The organism is Paenibacillus polygoni (assembly GCF_030263935.1).
Lineage (GTDB): Bacteria > Bacillota > Bacilli > Paenibacillales > Paenibacillaceae > Paenibacillus > Paenibacillus polygoni.
In genome coordinates this window covers 4,667,397-4,690,430 of the sequence record NZ_CP127162.1, presented here as the reverse complement: position 1 = coordinate 4,690,430, position 23,034 = coordinate 4,667,397, and the positions used below count along the sequence as shown (strand labels likewise).

At 44.1% G+C, this 23,034-nt stretch carries 19 protein-coding genes and 1 pseudogene; 8 read left to right on the top strand and 12 right to left on the bottom strand.

Features of this window, described 5'->3' with window-relative positions; translation table 11 throughout:
- Positions 1–113: 113 nt before the first annotated feature.
- The 3 genes and pseudogenes from QPK24_RS22460 to QPK24_RS22450 all read right to left on the bottom strand — a co-directional run.
- A complete protein-coding gene (locus QPK24_RS22460) occupies positions 114–650 on the bottom strand; it encodes an AbrB/MazE/SpoVT family DNA-binding domain-containing protein (protein ID WP_285744875.1) in 537 nt (178 codons plus the stop codon).
- A gap of 105 nt (positions 651–755) precedes the next feature.
- Entirely contained in the window at positions 756–1,436 is a 681-nt protein-coding gene (locus QPK24_RS22455) for a CidB/LrgB family autolysis modulator (protein WP_285744873.1), read from the bottom strand.
- Positions 1,435–1,803, bottom strand: a pseudogene (locus QPK24_RS22450) (CidA/LrgA family protein); the annotation flags it as partial. The gene QPK24_RS22455 and the pseudogene QPK24_RS22450, both read right to left, overlap by 2 nt.
- A 162-nt stretch (positions 1,804–1,965) precedes the next feature.
- Between QPK24_RS22450 and cidR the strand changes: the two are divergent.
- Positions 1,966–2,868, top strand: a complete 903-nt coding sequence (gene cidR / locus QPK24_RS22445) for a cidABC operon transcriptional activator CidR (RefSeq protein WP_285744871.1) — start codon at positions 1,966–1,968, stop codon at positions 2,866–2,868.
- A 185-nt stretch (positions 2,869–3,053) separates the two neighbouring features.
- Here cidR and QPK24_RS22440 read toward each other — a convergent pair whose 3' ends face one another.
- The 3 genes from QPK24_RS22440 to QPK24_RS22430 all read right to left on the bottom strand — a co-directional run bounded on the left by QPK24_RS22440 (position 3,054) and on the right by QPK24_RS22430 (position 6,689).
- A complete protein-coding gene (locus QPK24_RS22440; protein ID WP_285749515.1) occupies positions 3,054–4,934 on the bottom strand; it encodes an LTA synthase family protein in 1,881 nt (626 codons plus the stop codon).
- Positions 4,935–5,927: 993 nt separating this feature from the next.
- Positions 5,928–6,416: an antibiotic biosynthesis monooxygenase family protein gene (locus QPK24_RS22435; RefSeq protein ID WP_285744870.1), complete on the bottom strand. Its 489-nt coding sequence runs from the start codon at positions 6,414–6,416 to the stop codon at positions 5,928–5,930.
- 96 nt (positions 6,417–6,512) lie between these two features.
- The gene (locus QPK24_RS22430) at positions 6,513–6,689 is read right to left on the bottom strand and encodes a hypothetical protein (protein WP_285744868.1); all 177 of its coding nucleotides are present in this window, start codon (positions 6,687–6,689) and stop codon (positions 6,513–6,515) included.
- A 159-nt stretch (positions 6,690–6,848) separates the two neighbouring features.
- On the opposite strand from QPK24_RS22430, the gene QPK24_RS22425 reads away from it, so the two are divergent.
- The gene (locus QPK24_RS22425; protein ID WP_285744866.1) at positions 6,849–9,182 is read left to right on the top strand and encodes an ATP-dependent DNA helicase; all 2,334 of its coding nucleotides are present in this window, start codon (positions 6,849–6,851) and stop codon (positions 9,180–9,182) included.
- Here QPK24_RS22425 and QPK24_RS22420 read toward each other — a convergent pair.
- The 4 genes from QPK24_RS22420 to QPK24_RS22405 form a co-directional block, all read right to left on the bottom strand.
- Positions 9,151–9,447, bottom strand: a complete 297-nt coding sequence (locus tag QPK24_RS22420; protein ID WP_285744865.1) for a hypothetical protein — start codon at positions 9,445–9,447, stop codon at positions 9,151–9,153. The two genes, QPK24_RS22425 and QPK24_RS22420, sit on opposite strands and share 32 nt — an antisense overlap.
- Entirely contained in the window at positions 9,444–10,184 is a 741-nt protein-coding gene (locus QPK24_RS22415; RefSeq protein WP_285744863.1) for an MBL fold metallo-hydrolase, read from the bottom strand. The genes QPK24_RS22420 and QPK24_RS22415 overlap by 4 nt, the downstream gene beginning before the upstream one ends.
- Before the next feature lie 128 nt (positions 10,185–10,312).
- On the bottom strand, positions 10,313–11,257 hold the full coding sequence (locus QPK24_RS22410) for a dihydroorotate dehydrogenase (protein WP_285744861.1): 945 nt from the start codon (positions 11,255–11,257) through the stop codon (positions 10,313–10,315).
- The gene (locus QPK24_RS22405) at positions 11,254–11,946 is read right to left on the bottom strand and encodes a dihydroorotate dehydrogenase electron transfer subunit (RefSeq protein WP_285744859.1); all 693 of its coding nucleotides are present in this window, start codon (positions 11,944–11,946) and stop codon (positions 11,254–11,256) included. Before QPK24_RS22405 ends, QPK24_RS22410 begins: the two co-directional genes overlap by 4 nt.
- Positions 11,947–12,192: 246 nt before the next feature.
- Here QPK24_RS22405 and uxaC point away from each other — a divergent pair, with 246 nt between their 5' ends.
- The 4 genes from uxaC (at position 12,193) to QPK24_RS22385 (ending at position 18,005) form a co-directional block, all read left to right on the top strand.
- Complete coding sequence (uxaC, locus tag QPK24_RS22400; RefSeq protein ID WP_285744857.1) at positions 12,193–13,626, top strand: glucuronate isomerase; 1,434 nt, start codon at positions 12,193–12,195, stop codon at positions 13,624–13,626.
- Between the two features lie 250 nt (positions 13,627–13,876).
- On the top strand, positions 13,877–14,434 hold the full coding sequence (locus tag QPK24_RS22395) for a MarR family winged helix-turn-helix transcriptional regulator (protein ID WP_285744855.1): 558 nt from the start codon (positions 13,877–13,879) through the stop codon (positions 14,432–14,434).
- Positions 14,428–16,155 carry an ABC transporter ATP-binding protein gene (locus QPK24_RS22390; RefSeq protein WP_285744853.1) on the top strand — a complete coding sequence of 576 codons (1,728 nt, stop codon included), beginning with the start codon at positions 14,428–14,430 and terminating at the stop codon, positions 16,153–16,155. The genes QPK24_RS22395 and QPK24_RS22390 overlap by 7 nt, the downstream gene beginning before the upstream one ends.
- Positions 16,152–18,005, top strand: coding sequence for an ABC transporter ATP-binding protein (locus tag QPK24_RS22385; protein ID WP_285744851.1), 1,854 nt, complete (start codon positions 16,152–16,154; stop codon positions 18,003–18,005). Before QPK24_RS22390 ends, QPK24_RS22385 begins: the two co-directional genes overlap by 4 nt.
- A gap of 90 nt (positions 18,006–18,095) precedes the next feature.
- Here QPK24_RS22385 and QPK24_RS22380 read toward each other — a convergent pair whose 3' ends face one another.
- Complete coding sequence (locus QPK24_RS22380) at positions 18,096–18,683, bottom strand: hypothetical protein (protein ID WP_285744849.1); 588 nt, start codon at positions 18,681–18,683, stop codon at positions 18,096–18,098.
- Between the two features lie 208 nt (positions 18,684–18,891).
- On the opposite strand from QPK24_RS22380, the gene QPK24_RS22375 reads away from it, so the two are divergent.
- On the top strand, positions 18,892–19,791 hold the full coding sequence (locus QPK24_RS22375; RefSeq protein ID WP_285744847.1) for a diacylglycerol/lipid kinase family protein: 900 nt from the start codon (positions 18,892–18,894) through the stop codon (positions 19,789–19,791).
- A gap of 74 nt (positions 19,792–19,865) precedes the next feature.
- Here QPK24_RS22375 and QPK24_RS22370 read toward each other — a convergent pair whose 3' ends face one another.
- Complete coding sequence (locus tag QPK24_RS22370) at positions 19,866–20,480, bottom strand: TetR/AcrR family transcriptional regulator (protein ID WP_285744845.1); 615 nt, start codon at positions 20,478–20,480, stop codon at positions 19,866–19,868.
- Between the two features lie 157 nt (positions 20,481–20,637).
- Between QPK24_RS22370 and QPK24_RS22365 the strand changes: the two genes are divergently transcribed.
- Positions 20,638–22,869: an MMPL family transporter gene (locus QPK24_RS22365; protein ID WP_285744843.1), complete on the top strand. Its 2,232-nt coding sequence runs from the start codon at positions 20,638–20,640 to the stop codon at positions 22,867–22,869.
- Positions 22,870–23,034: the final 165 nt, after the last annotated feature.

Here is a 23,034-nt window from a genome sequence, read left to right as displayed (position 1 = left end):
AAGTACAAGAAACAAGCCCCTCTTCTTAATGAAGAGGGGCTTGTTCACTTGGTATATCTTTTTGTCATGTAACTGCTACTTTAAAATCTGATGTTCCTGCATGATACCGTTTACTAAAGAAGTTTCTTGAGCTGAGATACACGCCCTTGGCTGATCCCTAGTTTCTCCGCGATTTGATTCTGAGAGATACCGGGATGTGTATCTATTATTTCTTTCATCTTACGCAGCATTTGCGCTGTCTTCGGTCTTACATCACGGGCAAATTCGTCGGAGCTTGTGGCGAACGGATGTCTATGTACGTTAGGTTTTGCTGACAGTTCTGGCTTAATAAAATAGGTTGCACGTCGTTCATGCTCAGAAAGTGTCTTTTCTTGTCGTTCGCCTGCTGAAATATCGATTAGATTTTCCGCGATTTTTAACTCTTTGGCACAATTCTTGCAGATAAACTGCTCCTTGAAATACATTTCAGTATCTACATTTCCGCAAAAAATGCATAGCGTAGATTTGTATTTACGAAGGATTAGCTCCTTACCTTCAATAAAGAACTCAAGCGGGTCGCCGATATCTATCTCCATGGTATCACGCATTTCTTTTGGTAGGACAATGCGGCCAAGGCGGTCGAGCGCTCTTTTCATACCGGTTCTCTTCATGGGTAATCTCCCCCGCTAATCAGCGATGTTATCGTTCTTTCATTTTAAGGTAAGAGTGTCCTGCAATACAATAACTTTTTTGAAAAAAAAGGGATAGAAGGTGTATTAAGAGAACAAAAACATCGATAGAACAGGGGATATGGCCAGAGTGATGATCGCGGAGAGTACCATGGATATGCTGGAGATTGTCCCGGTTAGCGGGCTGAATTCGAATGCTTTGGAAGTCCCGGTACCATGCGCACTTGTACCATATAGAATTCCCCGAGCAATTTCCCCGTCAATTTTCAACAATTTCAGGGTATAAGGTCCAATTAATAGCCCCATGAGTCCCGTCATCACGACGAAGACAGCAGTGATTTGCGGCACGCCCCCAACCATGGTAGCTACATTCATGGCAATGGGTGTTGTGATCGAGTGTGGCAGTAAGCTTGATTCAAGTCCCGGATCAAGGTGGAGTCCCTTGGCAACAAGGACAGAAGAAGTGATGGCTACTAGCGAACCGAGCGATACACCGGTCACAATTTCACGCCAGTATTGCTTGAGTTCTTTCAGATATTTATAAAGCGGAATCGCAAATGCAACGGTTGCGGGCTGCAAGAGCAACGTTAGTATACTGCCGCCTTTGTTATATGAGCTATAAGAGGTATTCGTCGTCAGAAGAGCAACAATAATGACCACAGGCACAATGATAAGGGGAGATAAGTATACTTTAGGCATCTTTTTATACATTTTTTTGGCTAGCAGGTAGATGGCTAGAGTGAACACGAGACATAGTAATGCGGTCATTTTGTTTTTTCTCCTTTCTTTTTGTCATGATGGTAGCAATAAGTCCAGATACAGCCATCACAAGAAATGTACTGATGAGAATGACGAGCAGAATGCTGAAACCATCTTGCTTCATCATGTCGAAATAATTCATAACCCCCACAGCGGAGGGGATAAAAAATAATAGAAGCTCTGCGAGCAGCCAGCTTGCACCGGCTTCAATCCAGCTGAGTTTAATAATACGAGTCTGCAGAAGGATGAACAGAACCACCATACCAAGAATCGATCCAGGAATAGGCAGGTGCAGGAGATTGGCCATCCCGTTCATAAGCAGAGCGAACAAAAGCAGGATCAGGACCTGAAATACGATCTTTCCTGTTTGTTTCATGTGATGGACCTCCTTAGAAAAACAAAGCTATATAGGTAATAATTCACTTTGAAATTGGAATGTTTTGTTACTGAAAATTTTACATTAAACTCTTTCATGAGTAAAATGCATATTAAGCATTTCTACTATTCCTTTTATCTATAGTAGGGAAGGAGTTCACTTATGGACATTAGGCATCTGAATTATTTTTTGGAAGTAGCGCGGCAAAAGAGCTTTACCAAAGCAGCTCAGGCCCTCTATATAACCCAGCCTTCGATCAGTAAGACGGTTAAAAATTTGGAAGAAGAATTAGGAGTGACTCTTCTTGATCGGTACGGGAAGAAAGTCGAACTCACAGATGCGGGAGAAGTCTTTGCAAGACAGGCCCAAGAGATTGTGAATTCTTTTCATAACTTGTCCTCAGAACTCGATGACTTAATGCATCTCAAAAAGGGGCATATCCGGATTGGGCTTCCGCCTATGATTGGTGCGAGCTTCTTCCCAAAGGTCATCGGAGAGTTCTACAAACAGTATCCAAATATAACTATTCAGCTGTTTGAGGATGGCGGGAAAAAAGTAGAGAAAGACGTGGTATCCGGTGCACTGGATATTGGTGTTACGGTCTTGCCAACCGATGATTCCCTGCTAGATGGATATATATTTGTTACAGAATCACTTAAAGTCGTGCTTCATCCTACACATCCGCTTGCTGGTGAAGAAGAGATTCATTTATCAGCACTTCGGGAAGATGCATTTATCTTGTTTCGTGAAGACTTTACTTTGCATGATCGTATTATTGGTGCTTGTCAAAAAGCAGGCTACCAGCCTCGTATTATCTATGAAAGTGCCCAGTGGGATCTAATCAGCAATATGGTAGCAGCAGGGCTTGGTGTGGCGCTCATGCCGGAGACGATCTGCAGGGAGCTGGATGTGGAGGAAGTATGTATCTTGCCGCTTCACGAACGTATCCCCTGGGAACTTGGCATGGTTTGGCGTAAAGATCGTTATCAATCCTTCGCGGTCAGGGAATGGATCGCATTCACCGAGCCGATGCTAAAAAAGGCCAATGATGAGCCCCTTTGCTAGATATAATAGAGGCGATACATCTATTGGCTCTAGCGCATCTGGATTCCTCCGGTGTCTCTAGTTCCTATAGTTCCTTAATGTCTTTAGTAGCTCTAGCTCTAGTAGTAAACAAAATATACGAAGAACCCTCTATACAAGTACAGAGGGTTCTTCGCGTTTGCTATTTTACTAAGGAAAATGGTGATTTATCGCTTCGGTAACTGGGTTACATAGCTGTCTGAAAGGTGAAGCAGCTCAAGCGCACGATCGTATTTGTCTTTGCTGACGGTTCCCTTGTTTATGTTCTTGCCTGCTTCCTTCAGCGCATCCGGCGGTGGATTCAGAGCAGATACAAACGAAGGATCGGCTGTCTCTTCAATTAAAGGAAGGGGATACCGTGTACCGTCTTCATAGTCGCTGCCTGGAATAAACATGCCTTCTTCGGTAATCAATGATCCAGAAGGAAGGTAATAGCGCTCAGGAAGAAGGTTAGAATGCCCATTCAGCAGATCCTGACCGAAATGGATGTAATCGTCCATGGATATGCCAAGCAAGCTTGCCACAGTAGGAACAATATCGGCTTGACCTCCAAGCTGATCAATACGAGCCCCGTGAGTAGCACCCGGTGCAGAGATAATGAGCGGAATGTTCATCATATCTGCGCGGGTATAATCCCGTCCGAAAATTTCTTTCATCAGGACCCGATCATCTTCCTCAAGTGAATAGAGCGGGAGTCCAAGATGATCTCCATATAGAACAATGAGGCTGTTATCCCACACCCCGTTATCTTTCAGCTGATCAATGAAAATACCAAGTTCATAATCAGCGTAGTTCTGAGCTCTTATATAATCACCTACAAGCGTGTTTTCATAACGCGCTGGAAGCTCCATTTTATATTTACTTTCAGGCAGATGATACGGATGATGCGCGGACATGGAAATGACCTGAGAATAGAAAGGCTTATCCGTGTCCTGGAGGGACTTCAGTTCTTCAGATGTCTTCTTATACAGCACTTCATCGGAAGCAGCAAAGGCAACGGCATCTTCATTACCGAAAAAGTCCATATCGTAATATTTTCCGAAGCCTAGCGCTGCATACATCTCTTTACGATTCCAGAACTCTACCTTGTTCGTATGAAAAGTGGTTGTGTTATATCCGTATTGATCCAGCAGTTTGGCTAAACTAGGTACTTCATAACCGGCATATATCTGGGAAGAAGCCCCTCTAGCTGGAATGTAATAAGAAGAGTTCACAACAAACTCTGCATCCGAAGTATTCCCTTGTCCGACTTGCTGATAGAAATGAGGGAAATACAGGCTTTCTTTTGCAAGTTTATTCAAATTAGGTGTGATTTCTTTACCATCAATATGAAGCCCGACTAGGAAATTTTGAAATGACTCCATTTGAATAATAATGACATTCCGTCCTTTGGCTGCGTCCCAATAAGTAGAAATGGCAGGCTGATCGGCGGAGAACCCTTTTAGTTCATTGATTTTATCTTGGGTAATCTGGTCAGCAGGTACGGGATCACTTGGTTTATCTGCGGCAATCATATATGCCTCGTAATTGAGTATCCCCATCGATTCGGCTTGATTCAGCTCATTCATGCTGGCACGATTCGGCCAAATGTTATAGAGGGTCAGCAGCGCAGAAAAAGCAAAGATAACGACAGCTGTCCGCTTACCTATGCGAGGCAAGGTTATATTTGATCTAGAACCCTGTTTCTTTTGCCTAATCCTGCGCTGAATATAATAAACACTAAGCACAATAACATCAACAAAGATCAGCAGATAATAGGGTGCAAGCAGAGAGAAAACACTGCTGTTGACGGAAGTCACTTGGTTCACTTGAGCTAAGGCATGATAGGTAACGATGACTCCGTAATATTTGTAATACATAATGGCAGCGAAGAAAACGATCGTAATGACCAGATTGGCAATCATGTAATAGCCAATTTTACGTTTATGAGCAAAGCGCTCAATAAAACAAAAAATAAGCCATACAAAAGGAACCTCGGTGAGTAAAGGTTGCCAGAAAGGAATGTTGTCAAAGATGGCATACCAAGTCAGGTAGCTTTTTATAATCATAATTAAGGTGAAGAATACAAATGGCTTCGTAATCCATCTGCTCCAGATTTGGCGTTCCAACAGGTTCCCTCCTTCATTTCCATGCGACAAACTATTCCATGCGACAAGTTATAATGTAAAATAATGGTTTTATTATATCTTATTTTAGAATATATGCATCTCCGCATTTGTAAGAAATATTATCCTATGCACGCTTGGGGATGTCAAAAGACAATCTATTCATCACTTTAGAGTAATATACCCAGTAATGCACAGGTTAGCGGAAGAGGGGGACGGTGTTAGTGCAGAAGTCGGGGAGATGAGGATGATGGTGATGTGGAAGTTGGAGAGAAGGGAGACGGTGATTACGTGCTCTCTGCTCCGCTTGTTTTGTCTGGACAGGGTGGATTCAAGGCGAGGAGGTCCAGCCAAAGCCAAAGTCGCGCCGATCTCGTAATCTCCTTATTCCCTTGAGTTACGCTTGCGCAGTGCCGAAAGTGCCGGGTAAGATCAGTCCTTCCCCAAAGTGGGGGGCGGTAAGGGACATCGTTGCTCCCTGAGATGAGCAACGAGTCCAAGGAAAATGAAGTAAGGAATAGAAAAAGGGATATGGGCGAAGGGATATTAGCGCTAATGTGGGTAGGTCAAATATAAATATGTAAAGTAATAATAAGTAAAATATGAATACCTATAAAGGGATTAAACAGAAAAAGTACTCAAAAATATAGTACATAAAAAAAGAGTGTAAAAAAGCATATAAAAAGTTTAGTGCACAAAAAAGAGTACGCAAAATAATAAACAATAAGAGTACACAAAAGAATCAATAAACAAAAAGAGTACTCAAAAAAATAGTACATAAATAAGAGTGCACAAAAAGAGATAAACAAAAAGAGAACAAAAAAATTAAACAAAAAGAGCACCCAAAAAATGAGTGCGCAAAAAAAGAACACACAAAAAACCGTCCACCCCTATTCAGGTTAGAACAGGGAGTGGACGGGGCTATATTATTTTAGATTACTCTGCGGTGTACGTCGTTACAAAGGATGGACGAGCGAAGATTGACGGTGCTTGTGCAGCAATACCTTCGCTTGTATCGCGTTTAGCATGTGCGTGGGAATAGGCTTGAGACTTCTGCCATGCTTCAAAACTTTCTTTGGATACCCATGCGGTCAGAATGACATACGTGTCACTGTTCAGTGGACGAAGTACACGGATCCCGGAGAAACCAGATTCGCCTTCCACTTTACGTGCCCGGTTCATGAATCGTGCTTCAAATGCTTCTCGTCCCTCTTCGGTAACAGGGATGTTATTCATGACGATGAAGTTACTGCCTGCGATCGTGCCATTTGCATCAATGACTTCATATCCGGGAACCGCTGCTTCTCCCTCGATTGGATTATCCATTTCGATAATGTAACGTGTACCTTCTTCGCCATGGAGCGTGACGTAGTGATGTTCCTCGCGTGCATCTGTGATCGGTGATGAGAAAATATAAAGATACATAATAACAACCTCCTGTGCACTATTTGAGATAACATGTATTACCATCAAAATATAGCATATAAACAGGTCGCTTTCTAAACTTGGCAGATCGATTAGCTATTGATCGCCGTCTTTTTTACGATATCTTGTTCGCTCATTTTGGAGTTTCTTTCTTACTTGCCTCGATTTATCAATTTCTTCTTTTACTATATTTCGTCTCTTTGGCAATTTGCTTCTAATATCCAAAAGGAGGATAAGAATAACGATCCCTAGCAAAATAATCATAAAGAGCATGCCTAGTCTCCTTTGTGTGTTTGTTTCATTCATTATATTACAAATAATGTAATCTACTTATTGTATAATACTTGGTTTTTCTAACTTGTTGTTCACTGGTTTCTGGCATCCTGTTCTGTTACAGTGAAGAGATGAATAAGACCAGGAGCGGGTGATGAATTGAGTTACGATATTTCCATATCGGTAAGACCGCTGGTAGAGTACGTCTATCGCAGCGGCAGTATTACAGGCGGTTTCCGAACGAATGCTACGATGCATGAAGGAACCCGGATTCATCAGAGCATTCAGAAAACCTATGCGGAAACAGACCAGAAGGAAGTCTTTCTTACAACCGATATCCAGCATGAGGAGCTGTTATTTCACATCGAAGGGCGCTGTGATGGGCTCATCCAGCTAAACGGAGAGTGGACAATTGATGAGATCAAATCAACCGCTGCACCGCTGGAGGACTTGGGAGAAGGACTACAAGTTCACTGGGCGCAGGGGAAAATGTATGCTTATATGCATGCCAAAGCACAGAACTTGCCCCGTATGCAGGTTCAGCTTACCTATGTACGTACGGGCAGCGGAGAACAGCGAAAATTACTCGAAGCTTATACCTTTGAGGAGCTGGAAGCTTACGCACACGAGGTTGTAGCAGCGTATGCTCCTTATGCGGACATGCTCCGTATCCATGAAGAGGAGCGGAATGCTTCCATAGAGGCGTTGCCGTTCCCATTCCCGAATTACCGGGCGGGTCAGCGGAAATTTGCTGGTGCTGTTTTTAAGACCATTCAAGAAGGTGCGGGACTTATGGCAAAGGCACCTACAGGAATCGGAAAGACGATGTCCACCTTGTTTCCAGCTGTGAAAGCGATGGGAGCAAAACATATCAGCAAAATCTTTTATCTTACTGCGCGGACGACGACAAGAGCCACAGCAGAAGAAGCCTTTGCTAGGATGCAGGCACAGGGTCTTCATGTGAGCAGCGTGACGATTACAGCTAAAGACAAGATTTGTTTTAAAGAAGAGGAAGCATGTGATGCAGGAAAATGCTCATTATGTGAAGGATACTATGACCGGATTAACGGAGCTGTTCTCGATATTATGAAAAATGAGACGATCATGACACGGCCCGTGATCGAACAGTATGCACGCAAACACAGGGTATGTCCGTTTGAATATTCTCTGGATATCGCTTATGCAGCAGATGCGGTCGTCTGTGACTATAACTATATTTTCGATCCGAGAGTATCTCTGAAGCGGCTGATGGAAGACCAGAAGAAAAAGACAGCCGTTCTAGTCGATGAGGCACATAACTTAGTGGACCGAGGCAGAAACATGTTCTCAGCAGAACTTGTTAAATCTGTGTTTCTTGGAATCAAGAGCGAGTATAAGACGGCAAATGAAGGTGTATCACGCGCAGCAGGAGAGGTGAATTCCTTCTTGCTTGCCGTTAAGAATAATTGCAATGCCGATGGACGGATCATCCAGTCAGAACTTCCTGAAGCACTAATTCAAAAACTGGAGAAGTTTGTAGAGACCGCAGAAATCGAGCTGGTTACGGGAACGGCGGCATCTAAGGTAAGTGAAGAAGCACAGGAAGAACTGCTTAGTACCTACTTTGCAGCACAAAACTTTATTCGGATGGCGAAGTTCTATGACGAACGTTATCTTACCTATGCGGAGATCATTCGCAGTGATTTCAAAATCAAAATCTTCTGTCTGGATCCCTCGGAGCTGCTGCGGCAAGCAGGAAAAGGGTACCGCTCCATTATTCATTTCTCAGCGACCCTGTCACCGATGAATTATTACCGGGATATGCTTGGCGCAGGGGAGGAGGATTATACACTCAGTATTCCTTCTCCATTCAGTAAGGATCAGCTGGATGTAAGGCTTGTCCCTGTCTCGGTCCGCTATAATGATCGCGAGCGCTCGAAGCAGGTCATCGCAAAGCTGATTCAGCAAGTCGCTGAAGAGCGGCCGCATGCGAATCTGCTTGTCTTTTTCCCTTCTTATGCGTACATGCAGGAGGTATATGATGCCTTTACTCAGGAGCAGGGCAAAGGAATCGATACAGTGATCCAGCAATCCTTCATGAGCGAAGAGGAGCGCGATGCCTTCTTGCAAGCTTTTCAACCGCATCCAGAGCGAACTCGGCTTGCTTTTGCCGTGCTTGGGGGTGTGTTCTCAGAAGGTGTGGATTTGCCAGGGGATCGACTAAACGGCGTTATAGTAGTGGGAACGGGACTTCCGCAGATTAGCATGGAGAACAACATGTTGAAGGATTATTTTAATAAAACAGGGCGTAATGGATTTAACTATGCGTATGTTTTTCCAGGCATGAATAAAGTGCTTCAGGCAGGCGGGCGGCTCATTCGAACCGAAGAAGATGAAGGCGTGCTCGTGCTGATTGATGATCGCTTTACCCAGGAACCTTATCGCTCCTTACTGCCTGAAGAGTGGAGAGAATACCAGCTCATTAACCCTGCTTCCCTTTCACAAAAGCCCTGACGAACTGAATGAAATAGTAGAGAAAAATCCAAGGCAAGATATACAGGGTAGTCCACTGAATAGGGGTAGAAAGATTCAGGGTTATCACAATTATATTAAAGCCTATTGAACTGAATAAACTCACCAGCACAAAAGCAATAACGATGGTGACACTTGTGTAGAGTGCTACCTTTGCAATGGATGCAGTAGGTGAAACAGAACGCCCCTCCTGAGGAGGGGTGTTTTTGTTATTCGGTTGATGATTATTCGGGTGATGATCTGTCATAGCTCAATCACCTCTAGCGGATGGGCAAGCTTTGCCAGTGATTCTTGGTTAAATCGTTCTCTCACTTCCCTATTTGCGTACCCGTCATGGTAATGCATGAGCCGTATTTTCCGCTGAATGGATTCGGGCAGGGCCTGAATATCGCCGAGTGATGTGTGCGAGCTGATGGTTACGTCCTGCATATGGCATTCATAGAAAATAACTTTTACATCTTGATTAATGTTCAGCAGAAGATCCTGATCCATGGTAGCGTCTCCGCTGTAATAGAAATACCCTCTTGCGAGCAGACCGCAGCTTATCATCCCTGGCACATGCTCGGTTCTGGTCATCTCATACGTTATCCCGCCAATCGTGAAGGGAGTCCCCTCTTGGAGCGGTACGAGATGAAAATAATCCTCGAGTGCTTTTTCACCGCCTACGGTGTACTTCATTCCGGGTTCGAGTGTGTGCCACAGCGGGTCAACCAATTGTTCGTGAATATACAAAGTCGGTTTATGATCGCCAAATACTTGTGCATAGTAGCCAAGCTGCTGTAAGCCGTTGATGTGATCGTCATGCAGATGAGTAATAAACACATCCCGTACATCGCTGAGGGGGATTCCTAATTTGTGAAGTACCTTGCTGTTAGACTCGGGAAAATCAATAATGAGCCTTGTATCTTCATGCTCGATCATAGCGCTGTTATGATCCTGTTCAAAGCTGAACATGTCGCCGGTTCCAAGAAATTGAATCTGCATAAAAACACCTCTCTTTCATGTTTATTATAACGCTCTTTGCTGGAAAGGACGCTTTAAACGAAAGAGAGGTTGTATATAAAATAAAACTTATGTTTTGTTTCTAGGTTAGATGACCCGAGTTCAATCTATTAAATCAATTTGATGATGCCGCGAATTTCATCAAGCGACTGAACGCCTTCTTGTTCCATCCAGGCTGTAACGCCTTCTATTAGATCGGGTCCTGTACGAAGATTAATAAAATTAGCCGTGCCTACCTGAACGGCATCAGCGCCCGCCATAATAAACTCAATCACATCCTCAGCCGTTGTGATTCCGCCCATACCGAGAATAGGCAGGGTAACCGCGTGGGCAACTTGATGAACCATACGAAGCGCAATCGGTTTAATCGCAGGGCCAGACAGCCCGGCATAACCATGCTCGAATACACTTTTGCGCTTGCGTATATCGATTTTCATAGCAGAGATGGTATTAATGAGGGAGAGAGCATCTGCTCCTTCGTGCTCACACATAATTGCCATTTCCGCTAAATTCTCAGCACCCGGCGACAACTTTACAATAAGAGGCAAGTTTGTCTTGTTTCGCACGGCACGTACGACATGACGAGCTGCATCCGTCTGAATGCCAAAAGCCATTCCGCCTTCTTTTACATTCGGACAGGAGATATTCAGCTCAATCATATCAATGGAGGATCGGCCGGTCTCTTTGCGGACGCTCTGCTCATGTTCTTGAATAAGCTCTGCGCCGGTTCTATAATCCTCAAGCGTTCCGCCGCCAAGGTTCACAATTCGAACAGTATCCAGCGACTGCCAGTAAGCACATTCTTGGGTAAGAAAAGCATGAATCCCTGGATTCTCAAGACCGATACTATTCATCATTCCTGCTGCGGTTTCCGCCATACGAGTCCCGTTGTTGCCTTCTTTGGGGTGCAAGGTAAGGCCCTTACCTACAAATCCGCCTAGTTTATTAATATCGTAGAATCCGCTGTATTCCCGTCCAAAACCAAAGGTACCAGAGGCCATGACGATGGGATTCTTAAATGAAATACCTGCAATATTACATGAAAGATCGATCATACAAAAGAAACCTCCTCTGCTCGAAAAACAGGACCGTCCGTACACGTTTTTTTGCGTCCTGTTGTATGTTTTGTGCTGCAAGCAAGGCAAGCACCAACACCGCAAGCCATTTTATTCTCCAGAGAAACATAGACGCTCGCCGTGGTCTGCTCTGCAGCTTGTTTCGCTTGAACTGCTTTCAGCATCCCTTCAGGGCCGCATGCGATGACATGGTCATAATCCGAAAACGACAGGGTGTCCAAAATCGTACCGCCAACATTAACCGTAACGGATGAAGAGACTTGTTTGAATTCTTCTACGAGATAAGGTTGATCGCTAAAACCGAGAAAGACATCTGCATTCTCATAGTTTTTTGCTGCATAATAGAAAGGTGCAATTCCAATTCCGCCGCCGATCAGCGCAATTTTTCCGCTCAGTTCAGGAAAACCATTGCCAAATGGTCCTTCCAGCGTCAGGTTGTCACCTGCGCGGAGCTGATATAGACGGCGGGTTCCCTCGCCAACAACCAGGTATAGAAAACGGATGCTGTGATCCGTACAATCAAAGATACTAATAGGCCTTGGGAGGAGCGGATAGGTATCCCAGGCTCGAAGCATGTAGAACTGTCCAGGTCTTCCTCCGCGGTCACATTCCACCTCAAGCAGACCCACTTTTTCATTCAGGTGCATATTGGAAATTACTTTTGCCATTCAAGTTCGCCCCTTTGGTACATTTCGTTACACTTTGCATGAAAGACAGAACTTCTTCAATGAGTTAGATCACTTAGCAAGTACCTTGTCATAAATCCATGAAGATGGAAAAAGGTGTTCTATAGAAAAAAAGGTTTTGTTAGCGCTGTCAATTTATATTGAATTTTTTGGGAAAACAGTGTAGCTTTAGGTAGTAAGTAAACCGAAACGAACTAAAAGGAACTTATAGGGAGCGTGAAAGGGTAGATGAAGTCTTTTCTGGATGAGCAGTTTTTGCTCACGAACGACACAGCGATTACGTTGTTTGAGAACTATGCCAAGGATATGCCCATCATCGATTATCACTGTCACTTAAGTCCTAAGGAAATTTACGAAAATAAAACCTTCCGTAATCTGACGGAGGCTTGGTTATATGGGGACCATTACAAATGGCGGCTGCTTCGTGCAAATGGAGTAGAAGAGAAATACATAACCGGGGATGAAAGTGTCAGCGACTATGACCGGTTTATGGCCTGGGCTAAAACTGTACCACTGGCAATCGGAAATCCGGTCTATGCATGGTCACATCTAGAGCTGCAAAGATACTTTGGTGTATATGAACTGATTAATGAGAAGAATGCACCTGTGATTTGGGAAAAAGTAAATGCCAAACTGAATAGTGAAGGTTTTGGTGCACGTGATCTTATAACGAAATCCAATGTTACTGTGATTTGTACAACAGATGACCCGGCTGATACGCTGGAATATCACCTTTTAATTAAAGAGATTCCGGACTTCGATACCGAAGTGTTGCCTTCTTTCCGTCCTGATAAAGGACTGGAGATCAATCGTGAGGGCTTCCGTCCCTGGTTAACCCAGCTTGAACAGGTTGCTAAGCGAAAGATAGAAGACTATGATACCTTCCTGCAAGTCATGGAAGAGAGGGTGGATTTCTTTCACTCTGTTGGAGGACGGGTCTCCGATCACGCGCTTGATTATGTTCCTTATGCAGATACAACAAAAGAAGAGGCAGCTGCTATTTTTGAACAAGCTCGGTCTGGCGCGAAGGTGAGCTTGAACGATGAGCAGAAATACAAGACGTATACGCTTGTTTTCCTAGGTAAGTTGTATGCGGCTCGGGGCTGGACCATGCAGTTCCATATCAATGCAGCACGAAATAACAATACGAGAATGTTCCATCTGCTTGGACCGGACACGGGTTATGACTCAATTAATGACAGCCTGATCGCAGGTCCGCTAGTTAGTCTCCTTGATTCGCTTGCAAGCGAAGATGCACTGCCAAGAACCATCCTCTATTCACTTAATTCGAGGGATAATGAGGTGCTGGCTGCAATAACGGGAAGTTTTCAAGGGGACGGGATTCCAGGCAAGATCCAGCTCGGATCTGCATGGTGGTTTAACGATACCAAAGACGGAATGCTTGCTCAGATGAAAGCACTCGCGAATGCGGGACTTATCAGCCGATTTGTCGGGATGCTGACCGATTCAAGAAGTTTCCTTTCGTATCCAAGGCATGAATATTTCCGCAGGTTAGTGTGTAATCTCTTTGGAGAATGGGTAGAGCAAGGAGAAGTTCCTCATGACATTGAGCTGCTTGGGAATATCGTGCAAGATATTTCATATCGAAATGCAAGGCAGTATTTTGAGTTCAGTTCCCAGGTGTCTACAGCTAGGGAATAGTAGAGGTATGAGGAAAGCGGTGGCAACGATGCCATCGCTTTTCTTATGTAGCCTAAAGCTTTAGAACAGCTTCATAAAAACAAGCTGGAAGGGGAACTTTATTCTGTATTAAACATCAGTTGACATTCATGATTTCGGGGAATATAATTTGCTTGCTTGAAGTTAATTAGGATGCCTAACAATCTAAGGTTGCCATTAATTTCAGAAGGGATGAAAGGGTAATTCGGCTTTAGAGGAGGGATTTACAAAAATGAATGAAGATACAACCGTACAAAGTTTGCTTTATACGTTTATGAAGTTTAATCGGGGGATATGGAAACAACGAAAAACCGAAGGACGTAACCCCAGCGAAATCATGCTTTTAACAGCGCTGATTAGAGGTACGGAGACCGAACGCGATCCTGCCTCCGTTGTATGTAAGATCAGCGAATATATGGAGAAGGGACCCACGACGAAGGAGCAGATTGAAGGATTGAAGGCTTCGGAGATCAGCAACCTCCTTCGTGTAAAATCTCCTACGATTACACCTGTAATCAGGACTCTGGAAGAAGCAGGTTTAGTGGAGCGGAAAGTAGATCCAGATGATCGTAGGGTCGTCCGCATTAAAATTACGGAAGCAGGCCAGCAAGTAGTTAGAGAGGTCCATAGAGAAATGATGACTACGATGCAAGGTCTTGTGGAGTATCTCGGAGAAGAGGATACAAAGCAGCTTACCCTGCTTCTAAACCGAGTTCATGAGTACCATGACATGGTTCGGAAAGAGAAGGAAGAACGAAGAAGAAAAGAAGGAAGTGAGAATTTATGCTGAAACTTTTAAGGATGCTGAATGTTTACAAACTTCCGGTGATCCTTGTCATTATCTTCGTATTTTTACAAGCGATGTCTGATTTATACTTACCCACACTCATGTCAGATATTGTGAATAACGGCATACCCAACAGAGATGTACCTTATATCTGGAGTGTAGGAAGATTAATGTTGTTTATTGCTCTGCTCGGAGCGCTATGTTCGATCTTAGTCAGCTTCCTCGCTTCTCAAGTATCTGGGAAGTTTGCGCGTGACTTACGCAGCCGAGTGTTTAGACATGTCGAAAATTTCTCGCTGCAGGAATTTGACCAAATTGGAACAGCGTCACTCATCACACGTACAACGAATGATATTACCCAAGTGCAAAATGTACTGCTTATGATGATGAGAATGATGATTAGTGCTCCGCTGATGTTTATCGGGGGACTTGTCATGGCGATTTCACAAGATGCCAAGCTTTCACTGGTTCTTGTAGTATCTCTGCCGATCTTGGCAGGAACCGTAGCGCTTATTGCTTTTAAAGGGCTTCCTTTATTTAAAGCCATTCAGAAAAAATTAGACCGATTGAATCTGGTGCTGCGTGAACAGCTGACCGGTATTCGGGTTATTCGTTCTTTTAACCGAGGACAATTTGAGAAAAAACGTTTTAAAGAAGCAAATCAGGATTTAACCCAAACAGCTATTCGAGTAAATAAAATTATGGCTTTTATGATGCCGTCCATGATGCTTATCATGAACTTTACCATCATTGCGATCATCGGATTTGGCGGTCTTCGTATTGATACGGGAGACATGCAGGTCGGTAATATGATGGCATTTATCCAGTATGCAATGCAGATTATGTTTTCATTGATTATGGTCTCCGTAATCTTCGTTATGCTCCCAAGAGCATCGGCTTCTGCTGTCCGCATTAATGAAGTGCTGGAGATGAAACCGGAACTAAAAAATCCAGATACACCTGTAAAACCGAACAAGCTTCATGGAACACTGGAGTTTGATAACGTCTCTTTCAAATATCCAGGTGCTGAAGAATATGCTCTTGAAGGGATCAGTTTTATTGCGAAACCGGGCGAGACAACGGCTATTATTGGCGGGACTGGATCAGGTAAGACAACGCTGCTTAGTCTCATTCCTCGCTTCTATGAAGTGACAGAGGGCAGTGTGAAGGTGAATGGCGTAGATGTCAGACAGATGACACAGGATGACCTGCGGTCAAAAATTGGCTACGTACCGCAGAAGGCAATCTTGTTCACGGGAACTATTGCAGACAATCTTCGTTATGGTAAGGAAGACGCGACCCAGGAAGAAATCGAGCATGCGGCCTCGGTAGCACAGGCTTCTGATTTTATCAGCGAAATGGAACAGGGGTACGATAGTGTCATCGCGCAAGGCGGGAATAACGTATCGGGTGGTCAGAAACAGCGCTTATCCATCGCAAGAGCCTTGATACGCAGACCTGAAATTTATGTGTTTGACGATAGTTTCTCTGCGCTTGATTTTAAAACGGACAGCCGTTTGAGAGCTGCTTTGAAAGAGGAAACGTCAAACTCAACGGTCATTCTTGTTGCCCAGCGCGTGAGTACAGTACGAGATGCAGACCGCATCCTTGTTATGGATGAAGGAAGAATTGTGGGCAGCGGTACTCACAGCGAACTGCTGGCTAATAACGAAGTCTACCGTGAAATTGTATCCTCACAGCTATCAGAGGAGGAGATCGCATGAGTAAGAAACATACACCGCCGCCTGCAGGACCAGGTCATCCCGGCGGACATCCAGGCCGAGGTCCTGTAGAGAAGGCAAAAGATTTTAAAGGAACCATGAAACGGCTTATCAAATATCTGAAGCCAGAGAATAATATGCTGATACTCGTCTTTATTATGGCGATTCTGAGCACCGTGTTTACGATTGTTGCACCGAAGATTATGGCACGTGCTACAAATATTTTAGCGGAACCGACCCTTGCGAAGATGTCTGGTCAGCCTGCTATGCCAATTGACTTTACGGCTATCTACCGTATCTTGATGCTGCTGGGCGGACTCTATCTGCTAAGTTCTCTATTCAGCTATGCTCAGCAATATTTAATGTCTGGTGTAGCACAGCGAATTGTATACAAGATGAGAGAGCAGATCAACGAAAAGCTGTCACGTTTGCCGCTCAAATATTTTGACGGACGCACTCATGGAGAAACCCTTAGCCGTGCGACGAATGACGTGGATAACATTAGTAACACCTTGCAGCAAAGCATAACGCAGTTCATCACCTCGCTTGTGACCGTTATCGGGGTAATCATAATGATGCTCACAATCAGTCCGTGGATGACACTCATTACGTTTTTAACGTTACCGCTTAGTGTCATTGTCGTAACGATGATTGCTAAACGTTCTCAAGGATATTTTGTCGGTCAGCAGAAGAAACTTGGCGAACTGAATGGGCATGTGGAAGAGATGTACACTGGTCATAATGTAGTCAAAGCTTTTGGACGTGAAGAAAGATCCATTCATGATTTTGATGAGATTAATGAAAAGCTGTACCATACGGGCTGGAAGGCTCAGTTTATCTCTGGACTCATCATGCCGCTGATGCAGTTTATTGGAAATCTAGGATATGTATTAATTTGTATCGTAGGCGGAGTTTTAGTCACCAAAGAGAGAATTTTAGTGGGAGACATTCTTGCTTTTATCCAGTATTCTCGTCAGTTCACTCAGCCGATTACGCAGCTGGCCAATATCGCGAACGTCATTCAGTCTACTGTAGCTTCAGCCGAGCGTGTATTTGAACTGCTTGATGAAGAAGAAGAAGTGAAAGAAGTAGGAAGTAACGCAGCACAGGAAGAGGTTCAAGGCGCAGTTACCTTTGAACATGTGAAATTCGGATATGAAGGCGGACAGACCCTTATTTCAGATATGAATCTGGATGTGTTGCCTGGACAAACGGTAGCCATAGTCGGCCCTACGGGTGCTGGTAAAACGACACTGATCAATCTTCTGATGCGCTTCTATGAGATTCAGGGCGGAGAAATCCGAATTGACGGGGTTAATATTACCGATATGCCGCGTGGTGCACTCCGTGAAATGTTCGGTATGGTTCTGCAGGATACCTGGCTGTTCAATGGTACGATTCGTGACAATATTGCCTACGGAAGAGAAGGAGCAACCGAAGCAGAGATTCGGCAGGCTGCCATTGCTGCCCGGGCGGATCATTTCATTCGTACGCTGCCGGATGGTTATGACACGGTACTGAATGAAGAAGCCTCGAATATTTCGCAAGGTCAGAAACAGCTTCTTACCATTGCTCGTGCGATTCTCGCAGATCCATCGATTCTGATCTTGGATGAAGCAACAAGTTCAGTAGATACGAGAACCGAAATTGCGATCCAACAAGCGATGAACGAACTGATGAAAGACCGGACCAGCTTTGTTATTGCTCACCGGTTGTCCACCATTCGTGATGCCGATGTGATTCTCGTCATGAATCATGGAGATGTAATTGAAAAGGGAACACATGTAGAATTACTTGCACAAGGCGGATTCTACGCCGATCTATATAACAGTCAGTTCTCCGAAGCTGGCTAGAAACTGAAAAAACACCGATTTTCTTTTGACAGACGGGCATCTGTTATGTTAGAGAATCGGTGTTTTTTTATCTTTTCATGATAAATTCGGTTATTCCTTAGGTGCCGTGTCTGCTGATTCATTCTTAGAATGAGCATGACTGTCGATAGGAACGGATTCCGTTATTCTGCTGAGGATTTCAGAGTTATCTGGGAGTACAGTCTCTTTCGCTCGTTGATCTTCCAGGAGCTTTAATGCAACTTGGTAACAGTCTTCTACATGTTTGTTGCCGATATAGCGCATTGCTGAGAAGCTGAGTACAGCAGACAAGGCCTGCCCTGCAAAAGGGACAAATCGTGTCGCTTGTTTTGCTGCCATTCGCACCCCAACTTTTTGTAGCAGTTTAATGACTACTTCTCGAGTAACGAGCCTTCCGATTACAGCGCTGCCCATCGATAGGACGAGTCCATAAAAGGCAGCTTTGGTTTCAGCATCCATACCCTCTACATCTTCTTTGGCTAAACCGTATTTCTCATTAATAGCGGGAAGCAGCTGCATTAAAATTCCGACGTCGGCAACAACATCAGTTCCCGGGATCGGAATGAGTGAGGTGCTTCCAGAGGCAAATGCCCGGCTCTTTACCATGGACCGACACTGTGTTCTGATTTCTTCCAGCTCTTTATGTGTTGCAGGAATCATAGAAATTGCCTCCTTGGTTATAAAGATGTAATTTGTAAAGTTATTACCCTGAATCAAGGTGATAGATAACATCTCTAAGTAATAAGATATGGAATAAGTTGGTTTAAAAATGATGTTGTGTAACGGTTAACAGTCTGTCTACAGCGGGTAAAGAAAGGGTAGCAAGCATCATAAAGAGGGGTAATAAGAGGAGTAGGGGGGCTCGGTTATGAAGATCACAAAAGCGCTGCTTATACATAATGATGCAGCAGGATCTGCTGCAGGAGGCTTGGTTAGTTCTGCCGTAGCTGTGCTGGCACCTGCCATTAAGGAACTGGATATCATTCAGACTTCAGGTCCTGGGGACGGAGAGAAGATATGTCTTGAGCGCGGCAGTGAGGTAGATGCGGTATTTATTTTAGGCGGGGACGGAACAGTCCATGAATGCATCAATGGGTTAACACAGCTGATTCATCCGCCAGTCGTGGGAGTTCTGCCAGGCGGAACGTGTAATGATTTTGTAAGATCACTCGGAATGCCGGTGGACGTTACGCAGTCTGCACGTATGATGCTTGAAGGAAGAACCATCAATATCGATCTCGGCTATGCGAACGGGCGTGTATTTACGAACTTTTTTGGGGTAGGCCTTATTACGGAAACATCGGAAAATATCGATCCGAACTTAAAAGGTTCACTCGGCAAGCTAAGTTATTTTATTAGTACACTGCAAACGATCCGCTCAGCAGTGCCCTTTGCTTTTGAGATGGAAGCTGATGGAAAGCTAATTCAAGATGAAGCAGTGATGATTTATATCGCTAACGGCCGATCGCTTGGATCGAGTGCCCTCCCTTTTGCTCCAGATGCACTGATAGACGGCCAATTTGATATTTTAATCATTCGCCAGACGGGACTGCCGCTGCTAAGGGAATTATTAGCTCGTAAACCTGAAGGAGAGTGGCAGCCGAAGAATGACAGTATTCTCTATTACAAAGCCCGTAATATCAAGCTTCGAACCGATGAAAAGAAACAGGCAGATACAGATGGAGAGGTGTATCTTAGTACCCCTGCGCAAATTTCCGTACTTGATCATAAACTGACTTTTTTAGTGGGCGGTCCTGATGCCATTTAGAGAGGGTTTTATCTGTATAAATTAAAAAAAGCCCTCACGGGCCTTTCTTAATTTTTAACAAACAGACCGTTTTCTTACGAACCCGCACCTTGCCAGAATAACTCAACTAGTTCTTCTGCAAGCTCTCTGGGCCTTGCATATTTACTCGTAATATCCTCACGATTACCCAGCATGAGCAGGGCGGAGAAAGCCTGGGCAAGTAGAAGAGGATTTTTCTGTTTGATAACTCCAGATTGGAATTCATGCTCAAAATGATCCGCTAAAAGCTGATGAATGGCACGCTCGCCATCTCTAATCTCTTGGATCTGTTCTTTGCTGAGAAAAGCCTCTGCTTCACGAAGAATCGTTTCCATTTCCGCGTGAGGTGTAGTAATTTTGGCTTCTGCAATAAAGAGAAGACCTTCTTTCAAAGTATTTGCTTTCATCAAACACTTGTGTGTTTGTTCGTAGCCGCGCCGCAGCATACTGGTGACAGCGATCTTGAACAGTTCTGGCTTACTCGTGAAGTGATAGTATATGGAGGCCTTCGTAACATTACATAGCTTCGCAATCTGCTGCAGAGATACGGGTTCATAACCATTTTCCATAAACAGCCTGGAGGCTGTTCCTAGAATCGCATCATAGGTGGACACTTCATCCGAAGTTTGTTTAGGACGTCCGGGTGAACGAGGTGGTTGTTTAGTCATCATGATTCCTCCTGATGAGCAGTATAAGTGAATCCACCGCCAATTTCAAAAATAGTTGTTGATAATTAACCTACCGGTATATATAATTACTTCTAGATTGTATTATGACCTGCGGTTCATTTCAATAAAAACATGAAAAAAGAAGGATGTGACTTTTACAATGCAAGAAAAAGAACCCGGTGGATATGGAAAATGGGTCGCTGGTAAAAAAACAAAATGGATCACGGTTTTAGTGTGGGTCATCTTGGCCGTTGTTTTAAACCTCATTTGGCCTGCTGTTGGTGAACAGGAAAATAACAATGCAGCCAATTTGAAAGAAAATGAACCTTCTGTCATTGCGCAGATGGTAGCAGATCGTGAGTTTCCGAGTGATTCGGGCATCCCTGCTCTAATTGTTATCCATAAAGAGTCAGGACTCGCTACTGAAGATCTGACAAAGCTGCAGGAGTTAACTCTTCAACTGGAGGAGAAGCCTGTTCCTCATCAAACAGCGGTGATCCCTCTACATAAATTACCGCCGCCAGCGCTGTCGGCACAGTTATCTGAAGATGGAAGCACGCTGGTGCTGCCTGTGTTTTTTGAAGTCGAAGCAGATGCCGAAGAACTAGGGCAAGGTCTTGATGGAATCAAGTCCAGCATGACTTCTATATTCGGAACGAATCCATTTGATGCCGACATAGACAGTGGAGATGAGCTTAGTGCTCGTGTAACAGGTCCTGTCGGCATCTCGGTAGATGCGACCGGATTGTTTGAGAATGCGGACGTATCCCTTCTTATCGGCACCGTGATGCTTGTACTTATTTTTTTGCTTCTTATTTACCGCTCGCCGCTGCTTGCTGTGATTCCAATAATTGCAGTTGGCTTTGCATACATTGTGACGAGTCCGATCTTAGGATATCTAGCAAAACAAGGGATCATTACTGTTGATTCACAGTCCATTTCCATCATGACGGTTCTGCTGTTTGGCGCAGGAACGGATTACTGTCTATTTATTATCTCTAAATTCCGTCAGATTTTATGGAATGAAGCAGATAAACGTAAAGCGTTGTTCCAAGCGATAACAAGCTCTTCGGGTGCGATTGCAATGAGTGGATTTACGGTGGTTATCTCACTTTTCGCTCTTCTGCTAGCTGAATATGGTGCTTACGAGCGCTTTGCAGTTCCCTTTAGTTTGTCCATTCTTATCATGTTTATTGCGAGTCTCACGTTGGTTCCCGCATTCTTGGCTATCTTCGGCCGTGCATCCTTCTATCCGTTTGTACCAAGAACAGCAGAGATGCAGGCAGAACGTGCTCGTAAAAAAGGGAAGCCGGTACCGGCTCCGCGTAAGAAAAAAGAAAGCTGGATTGGCAGTGTGGTGACAAAGCGTCCTTGGACTGTCATCGTATCAACCATTGTGGTGCTCGGAATTTTAGCTTCCTTTTCACCTCAGATTAAATACACGTATGATCTATTGTCTTCTTTCCCAGAAGATGTTCCCTCAAGAGAAGGATTTACGCTTATTGGGGAACAATTCACGGAAGGAGAGCTTGCCCCAGTACAGTTGATGCTGGATACGGAAGGTAAAGATATAGATGTGAAATCGCGTCTGGAAGCGTTAGATTATGTAGGAATGGTTTCGGAACCTGAAGAAGGATCTGTAAATAGCGACATTCTCGCTTATCAAGTGGAACTTAGCATGAATCCATATTCCATTGAAGCAATGCAGCACATTCCCGATCTTCGTTCTGAAGCGGTATCTGCTCTTGAGAGTGCAGGTGTGACTGCATCCGATGATAAAGTATGGATTAGCGGTCAAACAGCTGAACAATATGATACGGAACTTGCCGGAGAACATGATGCAAGACTCATCATTCCAGTCGTTGTGGGTCTAATCAGCTTGCTGCTGTTAATTTATCTTCGTTCTTTGGTGGCGATGGTATATTTGGTTGCTACCGTAATCTTATCGTATTTCTCGGCACTTGGTCTTGGCTGGCTCGTTATTCATTACGGACTTGGTGCGGATGCAATTCAAGGAGCAATTCCGCTTTACTCCTTTGTGTTCCTAGTAGCATTAGGAGAAGATTATAATATCTTTATGATCTCGAGCATTTGGCAAAAGAGTAAAACAATGCCGCTGAAACAAGCGATCAAAGAAGGGGTAGGAGAGACGAGTTCTGTCATTACCTCGGCTGGACTCATTCTTGCCGGTACCTTTGCCGTGCTTGCTACTTTACCGATTCAGGTACTTGTTCAGTTTGGTATTATTACAGCGATTGGAGTACTACTTGATACGTTTATTGTAAGACCTTTCCTTGTACCTTCCATTACCATGGTGCTTGGAGAAGTTGCTTTCTGGCCTGGTAAAAGAAAAGTGGCTGCGAAAGAAGAGCAAGTTCATACTTTTCATTAATAGTGGAAAATAAAGAAATGAAGGGGATGTCAGCAAATTTTGATTTTGCTGACATCCCCTTTTTCTATTACTTCTGGATTTTCAGAGGAGGAATGGTTGCATTTGCACTTTATAAAGAATTAAGATGAGAACATATGAGATAAGTTTTCACACCAATAGATAAGA

What these genes read in the sequence shown, in the direction of transcription:
- QPK24_RS22460 (WP_285744875.1), bottom strand. Translation starts at nt 650, where the DNA reads ATGAAGAGAACCGGTATGAAAAGAGCGCTCGACCGCCTTGGCCGCATT.
- QPK24_RS22455 (WP_285744873.1), bottom strand. Translation starts at nt 1,436, where the DNA reads ATGACCGCATTACTATGTCTCGTGTTCACTCTAGCCATCTACCTGCTA.
- cidR (WP_285744871.1), top strand. Translation starts at nt 1,966, where the DNA reads ATGGACATTAGGCATCTGAATTATTTTTTGGAAGTAGCGCGGCAAAAG.
- QPK24_RS22440 (WP_285749515.1), bottom strand. Translation starts at nt 4,934, where the DNA reads ATGATTATAAAAAGCTACCTGACTTGGTATGCCATCTTTGACAACATT.
- QPK24_RS22435 (WP_285744870.1), bottom strand. Translation starts at nt 6,416, where the DNA reads ATGTATCTTTATATTTTCTCATCACCGATCACAGATGCACGCGAGGAA.
- QPK24_RS22430 (WP_285744868.1), bottom strand. Translation starts at nt 6,689, where the DNA reads ATGCTCTTTATGATTATTTTGCTAGGGATCGTTATTCTTATCCTCCTT.
- QPK24_RS22420 (WP_285744865.1), bottom strand. Translation starts at nt 9,447, where the DNA reads ATGACAGATCATCACCCGAATAATCATCAACCGAATAACAAAAACACC.
- QPK24_RS22415 (WP_285744863.1), bottom strand. Translation starts at nt 10,184, where the DNA reads ATGCAGATTCAATTTCTTGGAACCGGCGACATGTTCAGCTTTGAACAG.
- QPK24_RS22410 (WP_285744861.1), bottom strand. Translation starts at nt 11,257, where the DNA reads ATGATCGATCTTTCATGTAATATTGCAGGTATTTCATTTAAGAATCCC.
- QPK24_RS22405 (WP_285744859.1), bottom strand. Translation starts at nt 11,946, where the DNA reads ATGGCAAAAGTAATTTCCAATATGCACCTGAATGAAAAAGTGGGTCTG.
- uxaC (WP_285744857.1), top strand. Translation starts at nt 12,193, where the DNA reads ATGAAGTCTTTTCTGGATGAGCAGTTTTTGCTCACGAACGACACAGCG.
- QPK24_RS22395 (WP_285744855.1), top strand. Translation starts at nt 13,877, where the DNA reads ATGAATGAAGATACAACCGTACAAAGTTTGCTTTATACGTTTATGAAG.
- QPK24_RS22390 (WP_285744853.1), top strand. Translation starts at nt 14,428, where the DNA reads ATGCTGAAACTTTTAAGGATGCTGAATGTTTACAAACTTCCGGTGATC.
- QPK24_RS22385 (WP_285744851.1), top strand. Translation starts at nt 16,152, where the DNA reads ATGAGTAAGAAACATACACCGCCGCCTGCAGGACCAGGTCATCCCGGC.
- QPK24_RS22380 (WP_285744849.1), bottom strand. Translation starts at nt 18,683, where the DNA reads ATGATTCCTGCAACACATAAAGAGCTGGAAGAAATCAGAACACAGTGT.
- QPK24_RS22375 (WP_285744847.1), top strand. Translation starts at nt 18,892, where the DNA reads ATGAAGATCACAAAAGCGCTGCTTATACATAATGATGCAGCAGGATCT.
- QPK24_RS22370 (WP_285744845.1), bottom strand. Translation starts at nt 20,480, where the DNA reads ATGATGACTAAACAACCACCTCGTTCACCCGGACGTCCTAAACAAACT.
- QPK24_RS22365 (WP_285744843.1), top strand. Translation starts at nt 20,638, where the DNA reads ATGCAAGAAAAAGAACCCGGTGGATATGGAAAATGGGTCGCTGGTAAA.